General features: G+C 42.1%; 27 protein-coding genes. 23 read left to right on the top strand and 4 right to left on the bottom strand.

All coding sequences use genetic code 11. The features are described from left to right. Window positions 1-14: 14 nt before the first annotated feature. Window positions 15-1580 carry a S10 family peptidase gene (locus G602_RS25950; protein WP_196808630.1) on the top strand — a complete coding sequence of 522 codons (1566 nt, stop codon included), beginning with the start codon at window positions 15-17 and terminating at the stop codon, window positions 1578-1580. A gap of 22 nt (window positions 1581-1602) precedes the next feature. Here G602_RS25950 and G602_RS0109155 read toward each other — a convergent pair whose 3' ends face one another. Further along, window positions 1603-1869 carry a hypothetical protein gene (locus tag G602_RS0109155; protein ID WP_026658748.1) on the bottom strand — a complete coding sequence of 89 codons (267 nt, stop codon included), beginning with the start codon at window positions 1867-1869 and terminating at the stop codon, window positions 1603-1605. A gap of 160 nt (window positions 1870-2029) precedes the next feature. On the opposite strand from G602_RS0109155, the gene G602_RS0109150 reads away from it, so the two are divergent. From G602_RS0109150 to G602_RS0109125, 6 genes are all read left to right on the top strand, one after another. Then, entirely contained in the window at window positions 2030-2488 is a 459-nt protein-coding gene (locus G602_RS0109150; RefSeq protein ID WP_026658747.1) for a GNAT family N-acetyltransferase, read from the top strand. 720 nt (window positions 2489-3208) lie between these two features. Further along, complete coding sequence (locus G602_RS0109145) at window positions 3209-3790, top strand: GNAT family N-acetyltransferase (RefSeq protein ID WP_026658746.1); 582 nt, start codon at window positions 3209-3211, stop codon at window positions 3788-3790. Then, window positions 3774-4280, top strand: coding sequence for a flavodoxin domain-containing protein (locus tag G602_RS25945; protein WP_196808628.1), 507 nt, complete (start codon window positions 3774-3776; stop codon window positions 4278-4280). The genes G602_RS0109145 and G602_RS25945 overlap by 17 nt, the downstream gene beginning before the upstream one ends. Window positions 4281-4457: 177 nt before the next feature. Next, complete coding sequence (locus tag G602_RS0109135) at window positions 4458-4997, top strand: glutathione peroxidase (protein ID WP_026658745.1); 540 nt, start codon at window positions 4458-4460, stop codon at window positions 4995-4997. Window positions 4998-5024: 27 nt separating this feature from the next. Next, window positions 5025-5537, top strand: coding sequence for a nitroreductase family protein (locus G602_RS0109130; protein ID WP_026658744.1), 513 nt, complete (start codon window positions 5025-5027; stop codon window positions 5535-5537). A gap of 129 nt (window positions 5538-5666) precedes the next feature. Continuing rightward, complete coding sequence (locus G602_RS0109125) at window positions 5667-6107, top strand: GNAT family N-acetyltransferase (protein ID WP_330369109.1); 441 nt, start codon at window positions 5667-5669, stop codon at window positions 6105-6107. Window positions 6108-6179: 72 nt separating this feature from the next. Here the strand turns inward: G602_RS0109125 and G602_RS0109120 are convergent, their stop codons facing one another. Then, a complete protein-coding gene (locus G602_RS0109120) occupies window positions 6180-6524 on the bottom strand; it encodes a winged helix-turn-helix transcriptional regulator (protein ID WP_026658741.1) in 345 nt (114 codons plus the stop codon). 134 nt (window positions 6525-6658) lie between these two features. Here G602_RS0109120 and G602_RS0109115 point away from each other — a divergent pair, with 134 nt between their 5' ends. From G602_RS0109115 to G602_RS0109060, 12 genes are all read left to right on the top strand, one after another. Then, complete coding sequence (locus tag G602_RS0109115; protein WP_026658740.1) at window positions 6659-6844, top strand: 4Fe-4S binding protein; 186 nt, start codon at window positions 6659-6661, stop codon at window positions 6842-6844. A 1-nt stretch (window position 6845) separates the two neighbouring features. Beyond that, on the top strand, window positions 6846-7436 hold the full coding sequence (locus G602_RS0109110) for a membrane protein (RefSeq protein ID WP_026658739.1): 591 nt from the start codon (window positions 6846-6848) through the stop codon (window positions 7434-7436). Between the two features lie 5 nt (window positions 7437-7441). Further along, entirely contained in the window at window positions 7442-7849 is a 408-nt protein-coding gene (locus G602_RS0109105) for a C-GCAxxG-C-C family protein (RefSeq protein WP_026658738.1), read from the top strand. A gap of 102 nt (window positions 7850-7951) precedes the next feature. Next, window positions 7952-9028: an acyltransferase family protein gene (locus G602_RS0109100; protein WP_026658737.1), complete on the top strand. Its 1077-nt coding sequence runs from the start codon at window positions 7952-7954 to the stop codon at window positions 9026-9028. Further along, complete coding sequence (locus G602_RS0109095) at window positions 9025-9456, top strand: helix-turn-helix domain-containing protein (protein WP_026658735.1); 432 nt, start codon at window positions 9025-9027, stop codon at window positions 9454-9456. The genes G602_RS0109100 and G602_RS0109095 overlap by 4 nt, the downstream gene beginning before the upstream one ends. Before the next feature lie 77 nt (window positions 9457-9533). Further along, window positions 9534-9929 carry a GNAT family N-acetyltransferase gene (locus G602_RS0109090; RefSeq protein ID WP_026658734.1) on the top strand — a complete coding sequence of 132 codons (396 nt, stop codon included), beginning with the start codon at window positions 9534-9536 and terminating at the stop codon, window positions 9927-9929. 710 nt (window positions 9930-10639) lie between these two features. Then, window positions 10640-10960, top strand: a complete 321-nt coding sequence (locus G602_RS0109085; protein WP_026658733.1) for a DMT family transporter — start codon at window positions 10640-10642, stop codon at window positions 10958-10960. An 8-nt stretch (window positions 10961-10968) separates the two neighbouring features. Beyond that, window positions 10969-11445, top strand: a complete 477-nt coding sequence (locus G602_RS0109080) for a pyridoxamine 5'-phosphate oxidase family protein (RefSeq protein ID WP_026658732.1) — start codon at window positions 10969-10971, stop codon at window positions 11443-11445. An 81-nt stretch (window positions 11446-11526) separates the two neighbouring features. Next, entirely contained in the window at window positions 11527-11940 is a 414-nt protein-coding gene (locus G602_RS0109075) for an EamA family transporter (RefSeq protein WP_026658730.1), read from the top strand. A gap of 32 nt (window positions 11941-11972) precedes the next feature. Continuing rightward, complete coding sequence (locus tag G602_RS0109070; RefSeq protein WP_026658729.1) at window positions 11973-12755, top strand: PhzF family phenazine biosynthesis protein; 783 nt, start codon at window positions 11973-11975, stop codon at window positions 12753-12755. Window positions 12756-12806: 51 nt separating this feature from the next. After that, entirely contained in the window at window positions 12807-13328 is a 522-nt protein-coding gene (locus G602_RS0109065; protein ID WP_024865548.1) for a DUF4256 domain-containing protein, read from the top strand. 136 nt (window positions 13329-13464) lie between these two features. Further along, window positions 13465-13830 (top strand): Na+/H+ antiporter NhaC family protein, encoded by a 366-nt coding sequence (locus tag G602_RS0109060; RefSeq protein WP_242835550.1) that lies wholly within the window; start codon window positions 13465-13467, stop codon window positions 13828-13830. Between the two features lie 6 nt (window positions 13831-13836). On the opposite strand, the gene G602_RS25940 is transcribed toward G602_RS0109060, so the two are convergent. Beyond that, a complete protein-coding gene (locus G602_RS25940; protein WP_049945147.1) occupies window positions 13837-14934 on the bottom strand; it encodes an AraC family transcriptional regulator in 1098 nt (365 codons plus the stop codon). 154 nt (window positions 14935-15088) lie between these two features. Here G602_RS25940 and G602_RS0109050 point away from each other — a divergent pair, with 154 nt between their 5' ends. From G602_RS0109050 to G602_RS0109035, 4 genes are read left to right on the top strand one after another with little or no spacing between them, the layout of a single operon-like run. Then, a complete protein-coding gene (locus G602_RS0109050; RefSeq protein ID WP_026658726.1) occupies window positions 15089-17698 on the top strand; it encodes a glycoside hydrolase family 3 protein in 2610 nt (869 codons plus the stop codon). Then, complete coding sequence (locus G602_RS28825) at window positions 17691-18791, top strand: hypothetical protein (RefSeq protein ID WP_049945146.1); 1101 nt, start codon at window positions 17691-17693, stop codon at window positions 18789-18791. The genes G602_RS0109050 and G602_RS28825 overlap by 8 nt, the downstream gene beginning before the upstream one ends. 38 nt (window positions 18792-18829) lie before the next feature. Further along, window positions 18830-20161, top strand: a complete 1332-nt coding sequence (locus G602_RS25930) for an MFS transporter (RefSeq protein ID WP_044931636.1) — start codon at window positions 18830-18832, stop codon at window positions 20159-20161. Between the two features lie 11 nt (window positions 20162-20172). Next, window positions 20173-22545 carry a glycoside hydrolase family 2 TIM barrel-domain containing protein gene (locus G602_RS0109035; protein WP_026658725.1) on the top strand — a complete coding sequence of 791 codons (2373 nt, stop codon included), beginning with the start codon at window positions 20173-20175 and terminating at the stop codon, window positions 22543-22545. On the opposite strand, the gene G602_RS0109030 is transcribed toward G602_RS0109035, so the two are convergent. After that, window positions 22542-23429 carry a LysR family transcriptional regulator gene (locus G602_RS0109030; protein WP_026658724.1) on the bottom strand — a complete coding sequence of 296 codons (888 nt, stop codon included), beginning with the start codon at window positions 23427-23429 and terminating at the stop codon, window positions 22542-22544. The genes G602_RS0109035 and G602_RS0109030 overlap by 4 nt on opposite strands. Between the last annotated feature and the right edge of the window lie 32 nt (window positions 23430-23461).

The raw sequence follows: 23461 nt of genomic DNA, 5'->3' as shown, positions 1-23461 counted from the left end.
AGCGAGGTATGGTCATGAAAAAAATGTTTCCAACAAGAACTATTGTAAAGAGATTTTTCGGATTAGTGCTTATGGTGAGCATGCTTACCATGTGCGTTGGTATGAATGAAGAGCCGGAGTCAGAAGAGACTACAGCTGAAAAGACTACAACTGAAAAGACTACAACTGAAAATATGGAGCAGGCAGACCCTGATTCTGTCACAACCAGGCATCAGGTTACTATTGAAGGCAAGAAGGTTGATTACAGCGTAACTGCAGGTATGATGCCGGTGACGATAGATGGTAATGCATGCTCTATTTTCTACACTGCTTATACTATGGAGGGTGTAAAGGATACTTCTGAAAGGCCGGTAACTTTTGCATTTAACGGTGGTCCCGGATCCTCGTCCGAGTGGGTGCATCTTGGTTTTCTTGGGCCCCGTCATGTTGAACTGGATGAAGAAGGGCAGCCAACACAGTTTCCTTCAAAAATCGTTGATAATGAGAATTCCATTCTTGATATTACAGATCTGGTTTTCATAGATCCTGTAGGAACCGGATATTCTCATGTGGCAGATGGTGTTGATGAAGCGTTTTTCTCAGACTATAGAAAGGATATCGCCTCGGTAGGAGAGTTTATCCGTCTGTATATTAGTAGAAACAGCCGTTGGCAGTCCCCTAAATATCTGGCAGGTGAATCTTATGGTACTATGCGTGCTGTTGGACTTGCTGATTATTTGTCGTCAAACTTTGACATGGGACTCAATGGACTGCTGCTTTTATCCAATGTAAATGATTTTTCGATTCTCAACGAGGTAACCCAGTCTGATATTTCATATGTGCTGCTTTTCCCTTCTTATGCTTCAACAGGATATTATCACAAATTGCTTGATAAAAAGTATCAGGACATGGATCTGGAGGAGTTCCTTAAAGAAGCGAAGAAATTTGCTGAGGAAGACTATCAGACTGCGCTTTTTAAAGGGGCACGGATGACTGATAATGAAAAGGAGAATATAGCCAAGAAATATTCCGAATTGACGGGTCTTGATAAAGACTATGTTTTAAAGAGCGACCTCCGGGTGTTCCTTCCGGATTTCTGTATGAATCTGCTCGCTGATAAAGGGCAGATGGTAGGTAGATTAGACAGCCGCTATATAGCACCTTTGTCGGGAAAAGACGCCAGTGATTTTGAGGATCCTTCAAATTCAGTTCTTGGTGCGTCCTTTGGAGCAGCTGTCAACCAGTATATTTCCGAGGAATTAGGATACCATACAGACCGTACATATTACACATCTAGCGTACAAGTAGGTATGGATTGGACTTTTGGTATTGATAATGGCACAATCGATCTGAAACAAACAGTGGGTAAGATTATGTCCGAAAACAAATACCTGAAGGTCTGGGTGTTGGGCGGATACTACGATCTGGCAACTCCATTTACCAGCGCGGAATGGATTTTCAATCATGTGCCCCTTCAGAAGGAGACACGGAAAAATATCTCCTATACGTTTTACCCTTCAGGACACATGATCTATATGCATCAGCCGTCTCTTGAGCAATTCAGAAAAGATGCAAAAGAGTGGTATGGAGCGGAAGAATGAAATAAAGCAGAAGATCACCACCCTAAGTAGCTGGATGGTGATCTTTTTTCATCGCAATAATAGCGATTATAAAACCTGGTATAAGTAGAAAGCCGGCTACAATTGCAACTTCTGTAAACAACAACAGATTACCGATAATCCAACATGCAAGGGCTGCTATGCACAGATCTCGTCCCCCTTTGTCATTTCCATTGCTCGACGTAGACATAGTACCCTGGTTTTGGTAGGTTGTCTGCCCATTAAAAGGTTTGCCTGTTACCGGATCGTTGATAGGATATTTTTCTTCCATATTTTTTCCCCAATCTTTCCTTTAATAATTAGTTCCCCCTCTTTGAAATACGATTTTATGTTTGAAAAAAATCATTATAGCATGAATAATACATATAAGAAATATGCATGGGAAATTGTGTTGACAAAAAATAAATAACATAATGAAAGGACGTAGAAGAATGATCATAGAGATTAAGGATCCAAATGAAAAACAGGCTATCGCAAGAAAAGTACTTGAGGCTCTTACTGACTGGTTTGGGGTAGAAGAGAGCAGAGAGGAATACATTTCCGGAAGTGCTGATTGGACATTTTTTGCGGCAAAGGAAGAAGAGGAATATGTAGGATTTCTCTGCTTAAAAGAAACAGGAAAGGCCACTGTCGAACTGGCTGTTATGGGAGTTTTGATGGAGCATCACAGGAGCGGTCTTGGCAGGCAGCTTGTGGAAAGAGCAAAAGAAACTGCCAGATCACAGGGATATGAGTTCATGCAGGTTAAGACAGTAAAGATGGGAATGTATGAGGATTATGACAGGACTAATCTCTTTTATATAAGCTGTGGCTTCAAAGAGTTAGAAGTATTCCCTCTCCTTTGGGATGAGGCAAATCCTTGCCAGATATATGTGATGTCTTTGAAATGATATACATGATAAAGATCACCATCCTATGTGTTGCGTGATGGTGATCTTTATTATTTTATAGCTTATCACGGAAATTGACCTTTTTGTCATACAACATCGTTCCAGTCAGGCATGGGTGGCCCATTCTTTACGGCTTCGCTGACCAGAGTGTAAAAGCGGATTTTTTTCTGAAGGTGGGCAAGTCCTGCCCGGAGTGCTTCCAGGGATTCCTGTGTCCTGACTTCCTGGTCTTACCTTAACGAATAATATAGGAAGGATCTCAGGATTGGTTACCCTTGATGAAAATGACTGCACAAAGATTTATCAGATGATGGTGTGAATTTAAAGCAAGAAGCATTATCAAATCAAAAAGAGCCATCCGGTGATGATGATGTTCGGATGGCTTTTAGTTTAGAAATTCTGGATTTTTATCATATAATATGTTTATCAACAAAGGATGCAAATTCTTCTACAAATATGAAAATAGCTGATTGCAGCAGTTGATTTTGAATATATTTTCTAACACAAATCAGAAAGCGATAATATGCAGCAGTGGGATATAGGCTAAAAATGTATGCTACAAATTAGAGGAATAGAAATAGCGGCAGACATTAGATGTAAAAAGCGACTGCTTCAAAAGCGCCAAAATAAAATAGCAGCAGAAAATGCTGGCTAAAATAACCTACTGCAAAAATCACTACATAAAATTGCGGCAGAATTCTCGTTGAAAAAGAAGCAATTATGAATAAAATTGAAATTATAGATTTACCAAAAGCACAGTGGAAAGGCGCTGTAGTTCCGTTGGTAACAAGGAGTGACAGCTATTACGACTTTGAAATAAAGCAGCTTGATAGTGATGGTTGCAAGATTGAGCTTGTTAAAAGGAAGGCTTCGGAAGAAATTGTTCATACTCCTGAAGAATATGACTTCCCAGATTCTTTATATCAGGATCATTGGGAAAACGCAGAAGCTTTCGGAATTGTAGATGATAGAGATGAGCTTTTGGCATGCATAGAAGTCTGTCCCGAAGAATGGTCAAATAGACTTATGGTTACTGAGCTTTGGGTGTCAGAAAATCTCAGAGGTAAGGGGATTGGTAAACAGTTAATGGATAAGGCCAAAGAGGTCGCCCAGAAGCAGAATAGAAGAGCAATCATGCTTGAGACACAATCATGTAATACCAATGCTATAGGTTTTTACCTGCATGAAGGATTTGAACTTATAGGATTTGATACATGTTGTTATACAAATGATGATATAGGTAGACGAGAAGTTAGAATCAACTTGGGATATTTTTTTAATAGAGATGGAAAAAGATGGTGAGTTGCTTGATCTAAAGGATGCTCAAAAAAAGAGTACTGATTACTTCCAGGATTTTGACGCGATCTGCTACGGCGGTTGGGCTATGGCAGGTAACCTGGTTAAAGGTAAGTGGTTCCTCGAAAAAGCTGTCAACTGGAAAGACAAGCGTCTGTCTATGTTCTGCGTAGGTGGTAGTCCTAATGACAATCCGGATGTAGATATTTTCCTTCAGAATGCCATTACAGAAGAGCAGAAGAAGTATATCAAAGTATTCTACTGCCAGGGTGGTTTTAACTATGAAAAGATGAAGACTCCATCCAGGCTTGCAATGAAGATGTTTGTATCAGCTCTCAGAAATAAAAAAGATGCTACTGAGAAAGAAAAGGCAATGGCTGAAAAGATGGCTTCATCCTACGACATTTCTGATGTCAAATATATAGAACCAATAGTGGCTTATTTGGGAGAGAAAGACAATGTGGCTTTTGCATTGACGGACGAGAAGAAGAAATAAAGCTGGGTTCTCCGATTGTGGGATGAGGAAGTCCTTGTGCGAGTGTCAAGTGCAGGCCTTTAACTTTTATGAAGTTAGGGTCTTGATTTTTAGAGGGATGTTATTATAATAAAATTGTATGCAATTAAATATAGCTAAATATATAAATGAATATTATGAGTAAGGAGGACTAAAGAAATGATATACGATTACAAAGTAACTACAGGAACCGGAGAAGAGCTTGATCTTGCTGGCTACAAGGGAAAGGTTATCCTTGTTGTGAATACTGCTACAGGCTGTGGGTTTACACCTCAGTACAAGCCTATAGAAGACCTCTATGAGAATTATCATGATAAGGGGCTTGAGGTCCTGGATATTCCATGCAATCAGTTCGGAGGACAGGCCCCGGGAAGTGATGATGAAATCCATGAGTTCTGTACTCTTCATTACAATACAACATTTCCTCAGATGAAAAAGGCTGATGTGAATGGGGAGAATGAGCTTCCTCTTTATACATATCTGAAGTCTCAGAAGGGCTTTGAAGGTTTCCAGGATCATGAGTACAGAGAAGTGCTTGAGAAGATGTTTGCAGAAGCAGATCCTGAGTGGGACAAGAAACCTGACATCAAGTGGAATTTTACTAAGTTTGTTATAGACAGGGAAGGCAATGTGGTTGCACGTTTTGAGCCTACTGCGGATGTAGCAGATGTTGAGGCTTGTATCAAAGCGCTCCTTTAAGAATTGCAGTAGAAAGGGGAATTAATAATGGAATTCAAAGATGTAGTAAAAAATCGTTATTCATGCAAAAAGTACAGCGAGAAAAAAGTAGACAGAGCAAGGCTTAATGAGATCCTTGAGGCAGGACGCCTGGCACCTACAGCCAAGAACCTTCAGGAGCAGCATGTATATGTTGTTGAGTCAGAAGAGAATCTGGCCAAGATTGATAAGGCGACTCCTTGTCGCTATGGCGCTCCTACAGTACTTGTTGTAGCTTTTGATAAGAACAATGTATTCACATATCCCGGTGGAAAAAGAGACTCCGGTATTGAGGATGCTTCTATTGTAGCAACACATCTTATGCTTGCGGCAGCAAATGAAGGTGTGGACAGTTGCTGGCTGAATTTCTTTGATCCCGATGAACTTGCCAAAGACCTTGGCCTTCCAGAGAATGAAGAAATTCTTATGCTTCTTGATCTTGGCTATGCTGCAGAAGGAGCTGGACCACTTGATAATCACAACAGCAGAAAAGAGCTGTCAGATACAGTGACATACATGTAAGAAACAGATGAATCACATGTTATGTATTAATATGAATAGAATGTGTATTTAAAAGGAGCATTATTTGGATTCGAAGTAATCCCTAATGGTATTAGGAAAATGATTGGGATTTAAGGCGGATTAATAAACGTGATAAGAAAAGCAGAACCAAAAGATATATCCAGGATTGCTGAAATCCTGGTGTTTACGAAAAGAATAAAGTACAGATCAATATTTCATAATGACGATTACTCTTTTAATGAGTTGCAAGTAGTCAAGGTGGCCGATGAATTCAATGCTCCGGAACTGCTTGATAAAGTCTGGGTATATGATGATGGCATAGTTAAGGGAATGATTCATCTGGAAGGTAAAGAGATCGCTGAATTATATGTAGATTACTTCTTTTGGAAACAGGGTATCGGAGCCAAATTAGTAGAGTTTGCAAAAGAAAAACATGGAAGCAGATTCTTGTGGACTCTGGAGAAGAATGTAGACGCCATTCATTTCTATGAGACACATGGTTTCAAGCTCAACGGGAAAAGACAATCAGAAGAAGGAACGCCTGAATATATCGTGATGTTGGAGAGATAAAACGCTTATGGAATAACCTATATTGTCGGGACCAAAGAGGAAAAAGAGACTTGATGGCGCGATAGGCTAAGTTCACAGATTGTCCTCACCCCATTTTTTCAGTTCAAGAAGAATGGGGATGAGGCTTTTTGTTTTTTCCGTAAGATTGTACTCAACCCTGACAGGTATCTCATCATACTGTTTTCTTTCAACGAGGCCATCTGCTTCAAGCTCTTTTAGGGAATGGGCCAGCATTGTGTTGGTAATACCATCAATTGAGCGGTTTAGTTCTCCATATCTGACAACCTCGTTCTTATCGATAACGCACAGGATCATGATCTTCCATTTGCCGCCAATGGTATCAATAACTCTTTTTAATCCACAGTCTTTTCCTGCGATATCTTCACATAATGGTTCTTTTATTTCTTGTTTTCTCATAGTATACTTTTCCTTACCAGATAAATAAATTCTGCGTACTTGATATAAATTATATACCACATATAATAAAAGCATCAGCTGAGAAAAACAAGTAGTTATTCACAAATTTTGAAAGAAAAGTAGGAGCATTATTTATGAAAAAGGCAGCTAATGATATAAAAAGATGTGTTGCTTGCGGAGTCTGTGTATCGCAATGTCCAAGAGAGGCAATAGATATCTACAAAGGCTGCTATGCAGTAGTGGATGTCCAAAAATGTGTTGGATGTGGAATTTGCGAAAGAGCATGCCCTGCAGGATCAATTAAGGTAGAGGAGAAGTAAAATGGCATTCAATAAGAAAAAACACTGGTATGACTACCTTTGGATATGGACAATAGTATATTTTGCACTTGGTTTCTTTAATATTCTGTTTGCATGGCTTGGCATGATTGACTTTATAGTCCCACTAATATTTGCAATTGCAGGCGGTAACAAAATGTTCTGTAATAAGTTCTGTGGGAGAGGGCAGCTTTTCTGGGTGCTGGGGAGAAACTGTAAGTGTTCTCGCAGCAAGCCTGCACCAAGGTGGATATCATCCAAATGGTTCAGATATGGATTCCTGGCATTCTTTATGACTATGTTTGGAACTATGTTGTTCCAAACGTATCTTGTGTTTTCGGGTACGAATTCACTTAGAAAAGCGATAAAGCTCTTTTGGTCATTCAGGGTTCCATGGAAATGGGCCTATAACGGTAGTGTTTTTCCGGATTGGGTTGCGCAGTTTGGATTTGGTTTTTATAGTCTTATGCTGACATCTACTCTGATAGGGCTTATTGTAATGGTATTGTATAAAGAGAGAACCTGGTGTTCATTCTGCCCCATGGGGACTATGACGCAGGGAATCTGCAGAATCAAAGCAGGGAAAGGGAAATAATAATCATGACATTAATTGAGAGAGCAGAGAAGGCTGTGGAATTAAAGAATTCAGGGATGTATAACTGTGCCCAGGCTGTGACGGCAGCATTATCCGATCAGACAGAGCTTACGGAGGACCAGCTTAAACAGATCTCAGCAGGGTTTTGTGCCGGAATGGGCAATCTTGAAGCCACATGTGGTGCGCTCATTGGTGCCGGAATGGTAGCAGGACTTAAAACAGAAGGAAAAGGAACTCTTGGTATTACAAGACAGATTCAGGAAGAATTTGCAAGGAGATGTGGTGCCATAAAATGTAAAGATCTTAAGATGGTGACTGATGGCAGACCACTATGCCCTTGCGAGGACTGCGTGAGAAATGCTGTTATGATTTATGGTGAGATTATAAAACTATGCGCTCGCAACCAAATTTAACAAAAGACAGCACTACATGTAAGCTTCGCTTGGTAGACAGGCGGAGCTTACTTTTTTATGATTAAGAAAAATGTTAAAATATTTAGCAAAGGTGGTAATAATATGAGAAAGATATACTTGGATAATATTCGCTGGATAACAGTGGTGCTGGTTGTAATCTATCATGTGATTTACATATTCAACGGAGTAACACAATACGGAATCATCGGCCCCTTCAGTGAACATCAGCCTCAGGATATATATCAGTACATAGTTTATCCATGGTTTATGTTACTTTTGTTTGTGGTATCCGGCATGTCAGCCCGCTATGAACTGGTTAAACGAACAGAGAAGGAATTCATCAGAGTAAGGACGAGAAAATATCTTGTGCCATCAACAATCGGCCTTCTGGTTTTCGGTTGGGTTCTTGGCTACTACAACATGCTGATGTCCGGTGCTTTTAATTCCATGAACAACGTACCGGGGCCAATCATTTTCCTCATAATGGCAGTCAGCGGCTCAGGCCCTCTGTGGTACATACAGATGCTCTGGATCTTCAGCCTGATATTGGTACTGATCAGAAAGATCGAAAAGGACAGATTCTATAATATCTGCGACAAGGCCAACCTTCTGATAGCTATACTTCTTGTCATACCCGTATACGGAGCGGCGCAGATACTTAACACACCGATAATAGTGGTATACAGATTCGGTATCTACGGACTGGGCTTTTTGATCGGCTACTTTGTACTGTCCCATGACGAAGTGATGGATCGGCTTGGCAAAAACTGGCTGTTATTAAGCATCCTTACCCTCGCATCCTGCGTAGCCTTTGTGATTTTATATAAAGGTCAGCCTTATCCGGATCACGAGGTTCTGGATACAATCATGTGCAATGTATACGCATGGTTTGGAACACTCGGTATACTTTCCTTCATGAAAAGATGGGGCAATTTTGAGAATTCTTTCTCAAAGTGGATGTGTAAAAAATCATGGGGCCTCTACGTATTCCATTATCTGATGATCGCGGTCAGCGGATGGTATCTGCATTCATTATGTCCGTCTCTTGCACCTATCATAGTATACCTTTTGGTTGCAACAGCAGCATTTGCAGGCTCCTACCTTCTGTATGAGATCATGAGCCGCATACCTTTCATAAGGTGGTGTGTTCTGGGAATTAAAAAGGAGAAGAAAGAATGAGTTTTGCTGATAACCTTATTGAATTAAGAAAGCTTAACAATCTGTCGCAGGAAGACATCGCCGAGAAAATAGGCGTATCCAGGCAGACGCTTTCAAAATATGAGACCGGAGAGTCGCTTCCTGATATAGAGAGGTGTAAGCAGCTGGCAGACCTCTTCGGTGTAACAATGGACGATCTTATCTCGTATGAAAAGACTGATTCGGACAACCTGGGATATAGCATACCACCAAAAGGAAAACATATCTTTGGAATGGTCAAAGTAGGAGATAAGGGTCAGATCGTCATTCCTGCCAAAGCAAGAAAGATCTTCGATATAAAAACAGGCGACAATCTGATAGTTCTCGGAGATGAATTCCAGGGCATTGCCCTTATAAAAGAAAAAGGTCTCCTGGGACTTATCAACAGTGTAAAAGGAAGTATGGATTGACGATAACAAATTATTGTTTATATAAATGACAAGGAGAATATGTATATGACGCAGTATGAAAGAATGGTTAAGAATTTATGATAAAACAGATGGAGTCCAGAGCGGAATACGCCTATTTATCGCAAAAGGAAGAAACATCTATTTTAATAGACGGTTTTCAAATAGAACAAATCGATTCAGATAACATTCATAGAATTGAGGGGCGGATTACTCCATCATTTTCCTGGGAAACATCAGAACAATTTCTAAAAGATGGATTCGGTTATGTAGCACTGGATCGGGAAAGAGTTTGTGCGGTTGCCTTTTCCGCTGCGGTAAGTTCCGACGAAATAGACATTGGTGTCGAGACACATGAAGATTACAGAAGAAAAGGGCTTGCTGCTGTATTGGCCGACAGAATGTGTAAACATATTATTGAAATTGGGAAAAAACCGGTTTGGGCTCATTCAACTTCAAATAAAGGCTGGCTTTAGTAAAGAAACTTATTATTTCGAGAGAAATTACTGCTGAAAGAGAAGAAAATGTGAATAATGGCAGTTAAAATTTGGATGTAATGTCTTCTACAAATATGAAAATAGATGATTGCAGCAGTTGATTTTAGAATATTTTTTCTATCGCAAATAAGAAAGAGATAATATGCGGCAGAGTGATATGGGTTAAAACGTCTGCTGCATATTAGTGGAACAGAAATAGCGGTAGGCCGTTGATATAAAAAGCGACTGCTTCAAATGCGTCAAAATGAAATAGCAGCAGAAGATGGTGGTTAAAATAGCCTGCTGCAAAAAGCACTACATAAAAATGCGTTAGCATTTTCTGTCGGAAAAGAAGCTTAATGGTTATTGCATTTACAGATATGAGGGAGTTCATGGATGTCCGACGATAGAAGTAGATACGCTAACGGGCATCTAATAGAAAGACAACTTCAAGTTTATGTAGCGATTTTATTTCAGAATTATTGACAAAATAGCTTGTTACCAAGTATAGTTGATGAAACAAAATAAACAGACGCCCATTGCTACCGAGTAGTGGGATTGACGTCATTTCTTTACCGTTAGGTCTTAGCAGGTAAGGAAATGGCGTATTTTATTTCCGCGAGCAATGAGGAAAATGAACATGCTTGCATGGACATTTGACGAATGCCGCGAGAGTGTGAAATTTTAATTTCAGACCTACGGAGGTTTCTATGAAGTGGATTTATTTGTTTATTGCAGGTGTTCTTGAGATTACGTGGGCTGTAACCATGAAGATGTCGAACGGTTTCACATTGCTGATACCATCTATCATTACCGGCGTAGGATATATAGCCAGTGCAGTTTTTCTTTCGATAGCGCTGAAACAACTGCCGCTTGGAACAGCTTATGCTATGTGGACCGGAATGGGAATTGTTGGAACTACTATGCTGGGAATATTTCTTTTTCATGAAAAGTTGACAGTTGCGCAGATAATATGTGTTATTCTGATTGTAGTTGGAATTGCTGGACTTAAGATTTTAGCGAAAGAGTGAGGTTTACCATGTTTAGAAAGATGAGAAGATTTAATCAGCAGATTTCTGATTCAGAGTGTATAGAAATACTGAAGAATACTAAGAGGGGCGTACTTTCATTGATAGGTGATGATGGGTACCCATACGGACTTCCTATAGATCACTGGTACTGCGAAGATGATGGAAAAATCTATTTTCACGGCGCCAAAGAGGGCCATAAGATTGACTCCATAAAAGCTTGTGGTAAGGCCAGTTACTGTGTTTATGATGAAGGATTTCGTAAGGAAGGTGACTGGGCTCTTAATATAAAGAGCGTTATTACTTTTGGCAGGATTGCCCTTGTAGAAGATGAAGAAAAGGCTCGAGAAATATGCACAGCTTTGGTCAGAAAATTTACCGATGATGAAGAATATCTGGAAAAAGAGCTAAAGAACGCATTACCGCGTGTTCAATGCCTGGAGTTTGTACCTGAACATATGACTGGAAAGTTGGTTAATGAGTCATAAGTGGAAACGCGTTATACCGGAATTTATTATTTTGAAACTTTAATTGTAGGAATGAAATATAGATGGGGAGGTTTTAGATATATGTGGATCATATTTGCACTGTTATCGGCAGTATTTGCCGCATTAACCTCAATATTGGCTAAGATAGGAATCGAAGGAGTGGATTCTAATCTGGCTACGGCCATCCGAACCGTGGTAGTGGTTGGAATGGCCTGGATTATGGTATTCATAACTCATGCACAGAGCGGGTTATCGACGATCGGCAAAAGAAGCTGGATATTTCTTATTCTCTCAGGTCTGGCTACGGGTGCTTCGTGGTTATGTTATTACAAAGCATTACAGTTGGGAGAAGCTTCTAAAGTAGTACCTATAGACAAACTCAGCGTGGTGATCACTCTGGTTCTGGCATTTGTGTTCCTGCATGAGCAGTTTACTGCAAAGTCAATTATGGGATGCGTCCTGATCGGAGCGGGGACGCTGCTGATGGTAATATAATATTCAGGCATTATCGAACAAGGAGGCAAGTAATGAAGCAATATATTGTTGATGCTTATACAGACAAGCCGTTTTCCGGAAATCCGGCGGCTGTTTGTGTAATGGATAAATGGCCGAAAGAAGACTTCATGATGAAGCTGGCTATGGAGAATAATCTGAGTGAGACAGCGTTTATTGTTAAGGAGGAACAGGGCTATCACCTCAGATGGTTTACTCCCGGATCCGAAGTTGAACTATGCGGTCATGCTACTCTGGCATCTTCCTTTGTGATATTCAATTACTTTGAGCAGGATAAGGATGTAATAGAATTTAATACTCTCAGCGGAAAGCTGACGATTGTTAGAAAAGACAGGCTTTATGAGATGGATTTTCCTACATATGAACAGCAGGAGATACCGGTGACAGATGAAATGGAAAGAGCCTTTGGAGAAAGACCCGTTAAGGCCGTACTGGGACCCGATCTTGTATGTATTTTTGAATCTGAGGAGCAGATCCGGAACATGAAGCCGGATCAGAGTAAACTTGCCGGGCTGCCCGGGCGTGGACAGAATGTTACGGCAAAAGGAAAAGATACAGACTGCGTATCGAGGAGTTTCTTTCCCAAACTCTTAGTTCCGGAAGATCCCGTGTGCGGTTCTGCGCATTGCCAGATAGCTGATTACTGGTCAAAAGAATTAGGAAAATCAGAGATTCATGCGTACCAGGCATCGAAGAGAGGCGGGCATCTATATTGTGAACTGCTTGATCATGGGAGACTAAAAATTAGTGGAGAGGCTACCTTGGTTGCTATCTCAGATATTCTCGTTGATTTTTAACTTCCAGTAGGATAATAGACTAAGACAAATCGCGGATAGGAGGGGGAAACTATGTTAGAAATATTAAAAGCGAGGTTTCAGGATAATAAGAATCTTCATATGGAACTGAGTTGGCTTGACGTGGAGAAACGTTTGCTTGAGCATCAGGACTCCATGGATGTTTTGAGAAGGATGGAGGAGAGCGGCGGAGAACCGGATACCATCGGCTATGACGAAAAGACGGGAAAGCTAATTTTCTGCGACTGCGCAAAGGAGTCCCCTTCTGGGCGCAGAAGCCTGTGCTATGACGAAAAGGCATTACAGGGGCGTGCTAAAAACCCGCCGTCAGGCAGCGCCGAATGGAAAGCAAAAGAAATCGGCGTTTTGATCATGACGGAGGAACTCTATCGCCGACTGCAAAGTCTCGGGGAATTTGATTTGAAAACGTCAAGTTGGATCACTACGCCGGATGATATTCGCGACAAGGGTGGTGCATTGTTCTGCGAACGACGTTACGGAAGGGTTTTCACATTCCATAACGGGGCGGATTCGTACTATTCCGTGCGCGGGTTCAGAGGTTATACGCTTATATAAATTCAAAATAGTTATATTTCAGTTTAAAACGACCGTTAGCAATTTCACAAACCGAGCGTGAGCTGCATAAAATTACATGAATTCAAAATCGACTTCCCCCATAACTTTATAAAATTAGCGTTATGGGGGGAAGTTTTTGATTCAAAATATGTGGTCTGTTACAATTACCGTTCACGGCGGGCATCTTATAAATACCAAGAAAACTGATGAACTTGGAGCAACACTTGCCGGAGCCGTATACGGAGACCATTGCTCACCGATATCCGATACAACTATACTTGCATCCACCGGAGCGGCTTGTAAGCATATCAGACACGTGGAGACACAGCTTCCCTATGCGACACTGGTTGCGAGCATATGTGCCATCGGATACGTGATAACAGGATTTATGGGAGCGCCATGGATAGCAATCATCATTGAATCAGTGTTGTTGGTGGGTGCCATTATGGTGCTCAGCAGATTGGGAGATAAACTATTTGAACGAAAAAGGAGGGGGTTTTAGCTTGAGTTAGCCGAAAGAGGACGCCAGTTTCTTAGCCCTCCTGTATTTCGCAGGGGTTACATCATATCTTTCTTTGAACAATTTATAAAAGTGTGTATGATTGGAAAAACCAAGCAGAGTACCAATTTCGTCAACGTTAAGATCAGTAGTAGCAAGCATATCCGCTGCCTTTTTCATGGTGAAGGTCATTCCATACTCGAAAAGCGATAGCCCAGAGTATTTCTTGCATATCTCGTTCAGATAAGAGCCGGAATAGCTCATTTTCTCAGCCAGTTGGCTTCGGCTGATTCTGCCATCGGACCGCTTCATGGCCAAAAAAATAGCATTAAACAGTGCAGACTCTGCATCAGTTCCAATCTGTAGCGGAGTTGTGCTGAAGTTTTCCGGTTCCAACAGATAATAAAAAAGATCAAGTATCAGACCTTTGATCTTGACCGAGGAGCCAAGACATGGGCTTAAGGTCCTTGATGTAATCTGGTCAAAATAGCCATGAACAGTTCGTTCCAGCAGATCAACATTTTTTTCAGGAATAAAATCCACATAGTCTTTTGAGACACTGCCAACTGACAGGTTTTCTTGTAGAAACTCGTACATGTCAGATTCGACAGGCTTTTTTTCTATGTCAAAATAATTAAGTTCCATATCACTGTACAGGGACTGCATCAATGCAGGTGAAATCTGAAGAAACACAATGGAATAATTGGAGTCGTATTCTTCCGAATGCATGATGTTCGTATTTAATATGCAGCAGCTCCCTTTCTTGTACAAATGTCTTTCGTTTTCCACATTTACAAATATCTGTCCATCTAAAACAAACATAAGCTCGTAAAAATTATGGCTATGAAGCCTGAGTGCTTTTTTGTAAGCGGCAAACTCTTCGACAGCCAGAGATGAGTAGAGTGTTCCCCTGGGTGATACAAAGCAGTTTGAAAAGAATCCATCCTCACCGTCAATATTTTGTGTGGTAAAGATCAGCCTGTATGGTTCTCTAAGCTGATACTGGTCAGGCACGACTCCCTTGGAAAGATTCATATCAGGATATATGAAGCTGTTGGCTTTCGCAATGTCTCTTTCTGAAACAGATATGGTTGCACAGTTGAACATAGAAACCTCCAATTATATGCGTATATGTTATAAATAAGCTCGATATACGTCATAATTGACATTTATATAACAGTTACGAATGTTTATCATGAGTATAGAAGATAAAGGGAAATTGTGCAACTACGGTTAATTGAATAAATGAAGGGAGAAGCTTATGGCAAAGATATATGCCTCAAAAGTGAAAGAAGAAAGTCAGAGGGAAAAGAGAAATATGGCCCGTTCCAGAGGTATTGCGACTCAGGGCATGGTTCTTTTGAAAAACGACGGAGTACTTCCACTTACCGTTCCTAAATATCCTATAGCAGTATTTGGAAGTGGAGTAAGGCATACCGTTAAGGGCGGAACAGGATCCGGAGATGTAAATTCAAGATCTGTCTGTAATGTGGAGCAGGGATTAAAGGACGGAGGATTCCTCATCGGAACTGATCCCTGGCTGAACCGATACGATGCACTTTGCAGTGAACATATGAATTCATACATGCAGTGCTTTGTAGCAGAGCTCACAAGAAAAGGACAGGCTGGAGTATTATACGCGCTTGAAAACCCATACAGGGATCCGGATGTTCCCACCATAATTGAGGATGATTTGAAAGGACTGGATAAGAGCTTAGCGCTTTACATTATTGCACGTACTTCGGGTGAGGGATCAGACAGACGGGTAATAGGCGGCGACTATGAATTAAGCGAGGGTGAAAAGTCCAATTTAGAGATTCTTTGCAAAAAGTTTGAAAAAGTGGTCGTTGTGCTCAACGTAGGTGGAGTTATTGACACTGAATTTTTCAGAAATAACGACAAAGTCGGCGCGGTTTTACTTATGAGCCAGCTCGGAAACATAAGCGGAGCGGCACTTACAGACATTCTGACAGGTAAGGTTAATCCAAGCGGGAGACTTGCAGCAACATGGGCTCAGAAGTATTTGGATTATCCGTGTGCAGATACCTTTGGCCATAGGAACGGCGATGTTGCTGATGAGTACTACAGCGAAGGAATATTTGTTGGCTACAGATGGTTTGACAGCTTCGGAGTAACACCGGCTTATCCCTTCGGATATGGTCTTTCCTATAGTGATTTTAAGATAAACACTGATTCAGTTACTGCTGATGGCTGCAGCTTGAAGCTAAAGGTCACCGTTACAAATATCGGTGACAGATATACAGGAAAAGAGACTGTCCAGGTTTATGTTTCACAGCCTGCCGGTAAGGTGCAAAAACCTTATCAGGTCCTTGCAGGGTTCGCCAAAACCGGTGATATTAAGCCCGGTGAAAGCACTACAGTCACCATCAGAATAGCTTTGACTGACCTAGCTTCCTATGATGAGAAAACATCATCATGGATCCTTGAAAAGGGCGAATACACAGTAAGAGTTGGTAAGCACTCGCGAAGCAGCCGGATAGAAGCTGTATTGGTTCTTGAAAGTGATGTAGTTACCAAAAAGCTTAAGAAATGTCTTTTACCCGATTGTGAAATTGATGAGGCTAAGGCAGACAGAGCTAATTTCTACACGTATTCGGATGAGACAAAAGAATACGAGAAAGCTCTAAGGATCAAGGTAGATCCGGAGGCTATCAATACTCAGACAGTCAGCTACTCTGATGAACCCATGCTGCTGACTACAAACCAAAAAAATACTGTTACATTGCAGGATGTTTTATCGAAAAGCGCAGCGGTTGATGATATTGTGTCGCAGCTGAGTAATGAGGAGCTGGCGCTCTTGTGTGTCGGCACAGCAAGAGGCGGATTTGGCAGTACATCAGTTATCGGCGCCGCTTCTACAGCCTGTCCCGGTGCAGCAGGTGATACTACTTCAGAACTTATAAATACAAGAGGTATCACCAACCTGGTTCTTGCAGACGGACCTGCGGGGCTTAGACTTTCCAAGACATTCGTTGCCGACAGTGAGGGAAATGTAATCCCGGGACTTGGGGAATCGGCCATGGGAGGAATTGAGCAGCTCCTTGGTATGCCGGTACCTGCAAGACCTGATGGCGCAATCGATTATTATCAGTACTGCACAGCAATACCGATAGCAACCGCTCTTGCTCAGACCTGGGACATGGAACTTATCAGCCATGCCGGCGACATTGTAGGCGAAGAAATGGAAGAGTTTGGAGTAACGTTGTGGCTCGCTCCGGGAATGAATATTCAAAGAAATCCCCTATGTGGAAGAAATTTTGAATATTACTCAGAAGATCCTTTTTTGTCAGGTAAATGCGCATCTGCCACCATCACAGGAGTTCAAAAGCACAAGGGGTGCGGTGCATGTATCAAGCATTTTGCCCTGAATAATCTGGAGGATAACAGGTCACACAATAATTCCCATGCTACTGAGAGGACCATCAGGGAAATCTATTTAAGAGGATTTGAGATAGCCGTAGAAGATGCGCAGCCCTTGTCACTCATGACTTCATACAATCTTTTGAATGGCCTCCATACTGCCAATTCCTATGAGCTTTTGACTTCTGTGCTCAGAGATGAGTGGAAGTTTAAGGGCGTTGTAATGACAGACTGGGGTACGACAGGCGGAGGAGACATGAATCCCGCGATGGACAGCAAATATGGTTTTTCAGATCCCGCTCTTTGCATAAAAGCAGGAAATGATCTCATAATGCCGGGATCCCAGGAAGATGTGGATGCAATATTAAGCGATGTGAAGTTCGGGAAGCTAAACAGGGCCTATCTTCAAACCTCGGCAAAACGTGTAATAGAGCTTGTATTGTACAGAGAGCAGTCAATGATTACAGATAAGGAGACCAGCAATGAGTAAGAAAATAACTACAGTCTGCGGAGAGATAAATGCAGACGAACTGGGATTTACATCACTGCATGAACATACCCTGTATGACCTAAGGATAGCAGGAAAGTACATGAGAAATATGTTTCAGGGTGTCCCTGAACAACTCCTTGAATTTAAACCTGAAAACTACCCGTTTTTAAAAAGCGGCGTTTATCTTCTCAATGAAGAGTGCGCGCAAATGAATGATCTTGATTACCTGATCAAGGAGTTCTCTTTCTTCACTGCCTGCGGAGGAAAGTCCATTGTTGACTGTTCCCCCATAGGTGTCAGGGGAGATATAGACAGGATAAAAGAACTTTCAGAGAAGACAGGTATAAACATTGTATGTGCAACAGGTGTTTATACCAAAACTTCAAGGCCGCCACAGCTCATAGTTAAGGATGAGGAATTCTACTATGAAACCTTTAAAAAGGAAGTTGAAGAAGGAATAGATGGAACCACTGTACGCCCGGGAATTTTAAAAGCTGCTATAGCAACCTATGAGCAGGATGGTAAGCTTTCGGAAGAAGAAATTCTTCCAATACGGGCTTGTGGAAGGCTGTCAGGGGAAACAGGGCTGTCGGTCCACATCCATACAGATCCTATGATACGAACTGAGGATGTCGTATTTGCAGCACAGGCTGCGATAGATGCTGGAGCAGAGCCTGACAAAGTGCATATCTGCCATATGGACAACAGACTTGTGGCTCACATTCCGGTTGAGGAATATCTCAAAAATCCGACTACAGGCAGAAACATAAGCCTTGATACACAGAAAGAGCTGCTTTCAATGGGAGTTACTATCGGCCTTGATACCTGGGGAATGCCCATACAAAACAGTAGTTTCTTTGCTACAGATGATTTCGAGAGGCTGAAGGCACTTATAAATCTGGTTGATCTTGGATACGAAGACAAGATTACCATTGGTCATGACTTTTCCAGCAGAATAATGGGCAGGACCTATGGAGGATACGGCTGCAGCAGATTTATGGAATTTGCGATTCCGGTACTTAAACAGCTGGGTTATGAGAACGTGATACCTAAGATCACCATTGATAACCCGGCTCGGATTCTTTCAAGATAAAGAACATGTTTTAGTAAGACAAATAAGAGAGGTGTAATATGGAAAACAAAAAAGACAAAATAGGTATTGGAAAATTCTGGGCATGGCAGAGCAGGGGAGCTTCTGCCGCCATCAACTTTATTATTGTAAGCTTTGTCAGTATTTATGCTACGGATGCACTTGGTATGCCGCCGGCACTAGTGGGAACACTCCTTGCTGCCAGCAGTATCGTAGATGCGATCACAGATCTTTTTGCCGGATATATTGTAGATAAAACAAACACAAGATGTGGAAAAGGGCGCCCTTACGAATGGGCGATCGTAGCAGAGTGGCTCGTAACATTTCTGATGTTCTCCACACCTGCATCTTCCTCACTTGCCGTGAAGGCCATCTGGATACTTGTCTGCAGAATTGTGATCAACAGTGTATGTACAACACTTCTTTCCGCAGCTCAGAATCCATATATGATAAGAGCTTTTGGAACAAACGAACAGAGAGTTAAACTCGCAAGCTTCGGCGGTATTGTTATCATGGGAGCATCGATCTTTATCAATATGCTGTTCCCGATCCTTATGGCCAATATAGCAACCTCTCCACAGGGATGGAGTAAACTTATGCTGCTTATTTCACTCCCTATGGCCTTTATCGGTATTATGAGATTCTTCTTCGTAAAAGAGACAGTCGAGGTAAAGGATGCTTCTGATCATGAAGAAGTAAAGTTTTCGGATGTTCTGCAGGTTCTTAAGAGAAATCCTTATGTATGGATTGTTGGCTTTATGTACTTCTGCTATATGCTTGTTTCAGGAATGGGAATCAACACATATTATTTCACATGGGTTCTCGGTGATGTAAAGAAGATGAGCGCTTTCAGCGGACTTGCAGTACTTACACTTCCTCTTCTTGTTATATTCCCTGCGCTGATGAAGAAGATGTCAAAGGGAAGACTGGTGCAGATTGGCTGTATCGCATATATCATGGCAGGACTTATCTGGTTTTTCTTCGGACACAATTATACGCTTATATTGATAGGCGGAATCCTTGGAGGTATTGCCGCGCTTCCAATCACATATCTTACAGACCTCATGATGCTTGATTGCGGAACATACAATGCGCACATCAGTGGTAAAAGAATGGATGGAACCATCGGTGCCATAAAGGGATTCCTGGGCAAAGTCGGCGGAGCATTGGGACTCGGAATGGTAGGCTGGCTCCTGCAGCTTGGACACTATGATGGAACGCTAAGCGTTCAGCCTGATTCGGCAATCTTTATGATTAAATTTCTTATAGGTATTATTCCTGCCATTTCATTCGCAATCGTTGCGGCCCTTATGGTTTTCTATAAGGTTGATGATATGCTTCCGGACCTTGAAAAGGAGCAGAATTTAGGCTGAGAGGAACTTGCATGAAAAAGATTAGTTTTACTGATAACTGGCATTTTAAGACTGATAAAAAAGAGATTGAAAATCTTACCCTCCCGCATGACGCACAGCTATTGGATGGAAGGCGCCCGGATTCTGCAGGCGGCGGGGGACAAGGATACTTTGTAGGAAACATCTATGAATATGAGAAGGTTTTTGATGTTCCTGCTGAGTGGAGCAGCAAACATGTGGAGATCCTATTCGAAGGTGTCTACAGAAATTGTAGTGTTATTCTTAATGGAACTGAGCTCGGTGAGCACCGCTATGGATATACACAGTTTCTTTTTTCCCTTGATGAGAGTCTTAAATATGGAGAGAAAAATGTGATCAGGGTACGGGTGGATAATTCAAAGCTCCCTAATTCGAGGTGGTATTCGGGAGGCGGAATCTACAGACCTGTATATCTTCTTGCGGGAAACAAAGAGCACATTCATTTTCAGGGAGTTAAAGTCTCGACTATTGGTATAAATCCTGCAAGGATAAGAGTCGTAACTGCCGCTGATGGCGAAGATATCGATATTGAGATTCTTAAGGATGGTAAGGTGATAGCAACTTCTTCAGGGAAAGATGCAGAGATTGAGCTTAAGGATGCACTTCTCTGGTCAGAAGATTCACCAAATCTTTACGAAACTCATGTGATGCTTAAGCATGGAGACCAGGTTGTGGATGAAGCCAATGAAAAGTTTGGCATCAGAAAGATTGCCTGGAGTAATAAAGGTCTTTTTATAAATGGAAAAGAGACGCTCTTAAGAGGAGGGTGCGTTCATCATGACAATGGAATACTCGGCGCAGCCGGCTTTGCAGAGAGCGAATGGAGAAGAGTGAGAATTCTGAAAGAGCAGGGATTTAATGCAATCCGCTCTTCCCACAATCCGGCTTCCACCGACATGCTTTCTGCCTGCGACTACTACGGAATGTATGTAATTGATGAATCCTTTGACATGTGGTATGTCAGAAAGACCCGTTTCGACTATGGCTGTGATTTCAGAGATTGCTGGAAAGATGACGTAAAGGCAATGGTAGAAAGGGATTATAACCATCCCAGTGTCATTATGTACTCCATCGGCAATGAAGTATCAGAGCCGGGTAAAAGCGAAGGCGTGGAAATGGGAAAGAAGATGATATCTTTCGTAAAGTCCATCGATGATACCAGAGCTGTTACAGGCGGAATGAACATGATGATCATGGGAAATTATGCCAAGGGAAATGGCCAGTATGACAATGTTGATAAGGAGCAGCAGGCACAGGACAGAGACGAAGGGGAGCCCAAAAACGCCAGCCTTCTATTTAATACCATGGCTGCTTTCATCGGACCCGGAATGAATAAGGCAGGTAATTCGGATAAAGTCGACAGGATAACTTCTCCCATCATGGATGCGCTGGATATAGCAGGTTACAACTATGCAAACGGCAGATATCCAATGGAAGGCGATAAGCATCCCGACCGCGTCATTGTAGGCAGTGAGACATTTCCTTATGAGATAGGAAAGAACTGGGATATGGTAAAAAAATATCCTTATCTAATAGGCGATTTTATGTGGACAGCATGGGATTATCTGGGAGAAGCCGGAATTGGTGCCTTTAGCTACACTGGAGGAATGCCCTTTAACAGGCCGTATCCATGGCTTTTAGCCGGGTCAGGGGTCATTGATATTCTCGGTAACCCCGATGCTTCTCTTGGACTTGCGAGGGTTGTGTGGGATATCACAAACAAACCTGTGATAGGCGTAAGGCCGGTGAATCATCCGGGTGTGAGGGTAACACGCTCTGTGTGGAGAGGGACAAACGCACTTGAGAGTTGGTCATGGAAAGGGTGTGAAGGTAACAAAGCTCAGATCGATGTTTTTGCAAAAGCTGACAGCGTTGAACTCTTTATCAACGGCAAATCAGCAGGACGAAAAAAGATAAAAGGGTACCAGACTCTTTTTAAGACCAGGTATGTGCCCGGTGTAATCGAAGCTGTAGCCTATGATGCAGCAGGAAAAGAATTATCCAGAAGCAGCATGAAATCCGCAGGCACAGCAGCAGTAGTGATAAAGCCGGAGAAGACACAATATCGTCCCGGAGAGATTGCCTACATAGACATAAATATTGAGGATCAAAACGGTATCGTGGAGTGCAATGACGACAGGTGCTTATCCGTATCCGTTGTAGGCGGTGAGCTTCTGGGCTTTGGAAGTGCCAATCCATGTACTGAGGAAAATTTCCTGTCTGGATCTTACAAGACATATTATGGCAGAGCACTGGCTGTAATCCGTGTCGGTAATAGTGAAAAATTGACTATCACAGCTACTGATGGCAGTGATACAATCAATAAAGAGATTCCTGTTGAGGTGACAAGTTCTATTGGAAGTTAAAGTGGGAAGGCCACTGCATCTTTGTACAGCTTCTGAAGTGTTAGTATAAATTCAGCAAGGCTCTCTCGGCTATCCGTCTTGTGAGTGCAGAGAACGCAGTGAAAGCATTCCTTGCAGTCATAAGGGATCCATGCAAACTGTCCGCTATGGTCGTTTAAGAATCCGGGAGCAAGGCAGATGCCTTTGCCGGATGCGACGTTTACAAGCGTAGAGTCGTGATCGGGACTGTTAAAGTATTTGATCTTCCCGGATGAGATGAGCTTTTGCTGGACACTACGTAAAGCGTTCGGAGAACCGCCGCCTACCATGAGGGTTCGTCCGTAGATATCTTCATCTGTGATGAGGTTCTTTTTTGCCAGCGGATCGTTTTTATCAGCAATAAGGTAAATCCCGGAATCAAAGAGCTTGTGTACGTTGATCCCCGGGATATGTTTAGTCTGTTCGATAAGCGCAAAGAGGACGTCGGACTCATCCTTTAAAAAACTTTCTACACCGTTATCGTACTGAAACAGAGGAGTAACCTGGACACCGGGTTGCTCCTTTTCAAATATGCGGATCGCCTCAGGCAGGAAATATATGGCCTGTCTGACCATCATGGAAACCGTTATGTTGTCAGTATACCTGGCACTGAAATTCTGCCCCTGTTCTATTGCTCTCTTCATATCCTCACGTATACCGTAAAGGTACGTTACGAACTGCTGACCGGCAGGAGTGAGTGCGGCGCCTTTGCCGTTTCTTTCAAATATCTTAAATCCAACCTCATCTTCCAGCAGTTTTACCTGATAGGAAAAGGTGGGCTGGCTTACAAATGCGTTCTCTGCGGCGCGGCTGAAGTTAAGAGTCCGTGCCAGTTCAATACAGTAATCGATCTGTTTGGTGGTCATCGAAAATCCCCCGGAATCAGCTATTTAAAAAT

The sequence above is a fragment of the Butyrivibrio sp. AC2005 genome (assembly GCF_000424145.1).
In the GTDB taxonomy this organism is placed as follows: Bacteria; Bacillota; Clostridia; order Lachnospirales; family Lachnospiraceae; genus Butyrivibrio.
The sequence above is the reverse complement of the archived record's forward strand: the minus strand, read 5'-3'. Positions and strand labels throughout refer to the sequence as shown.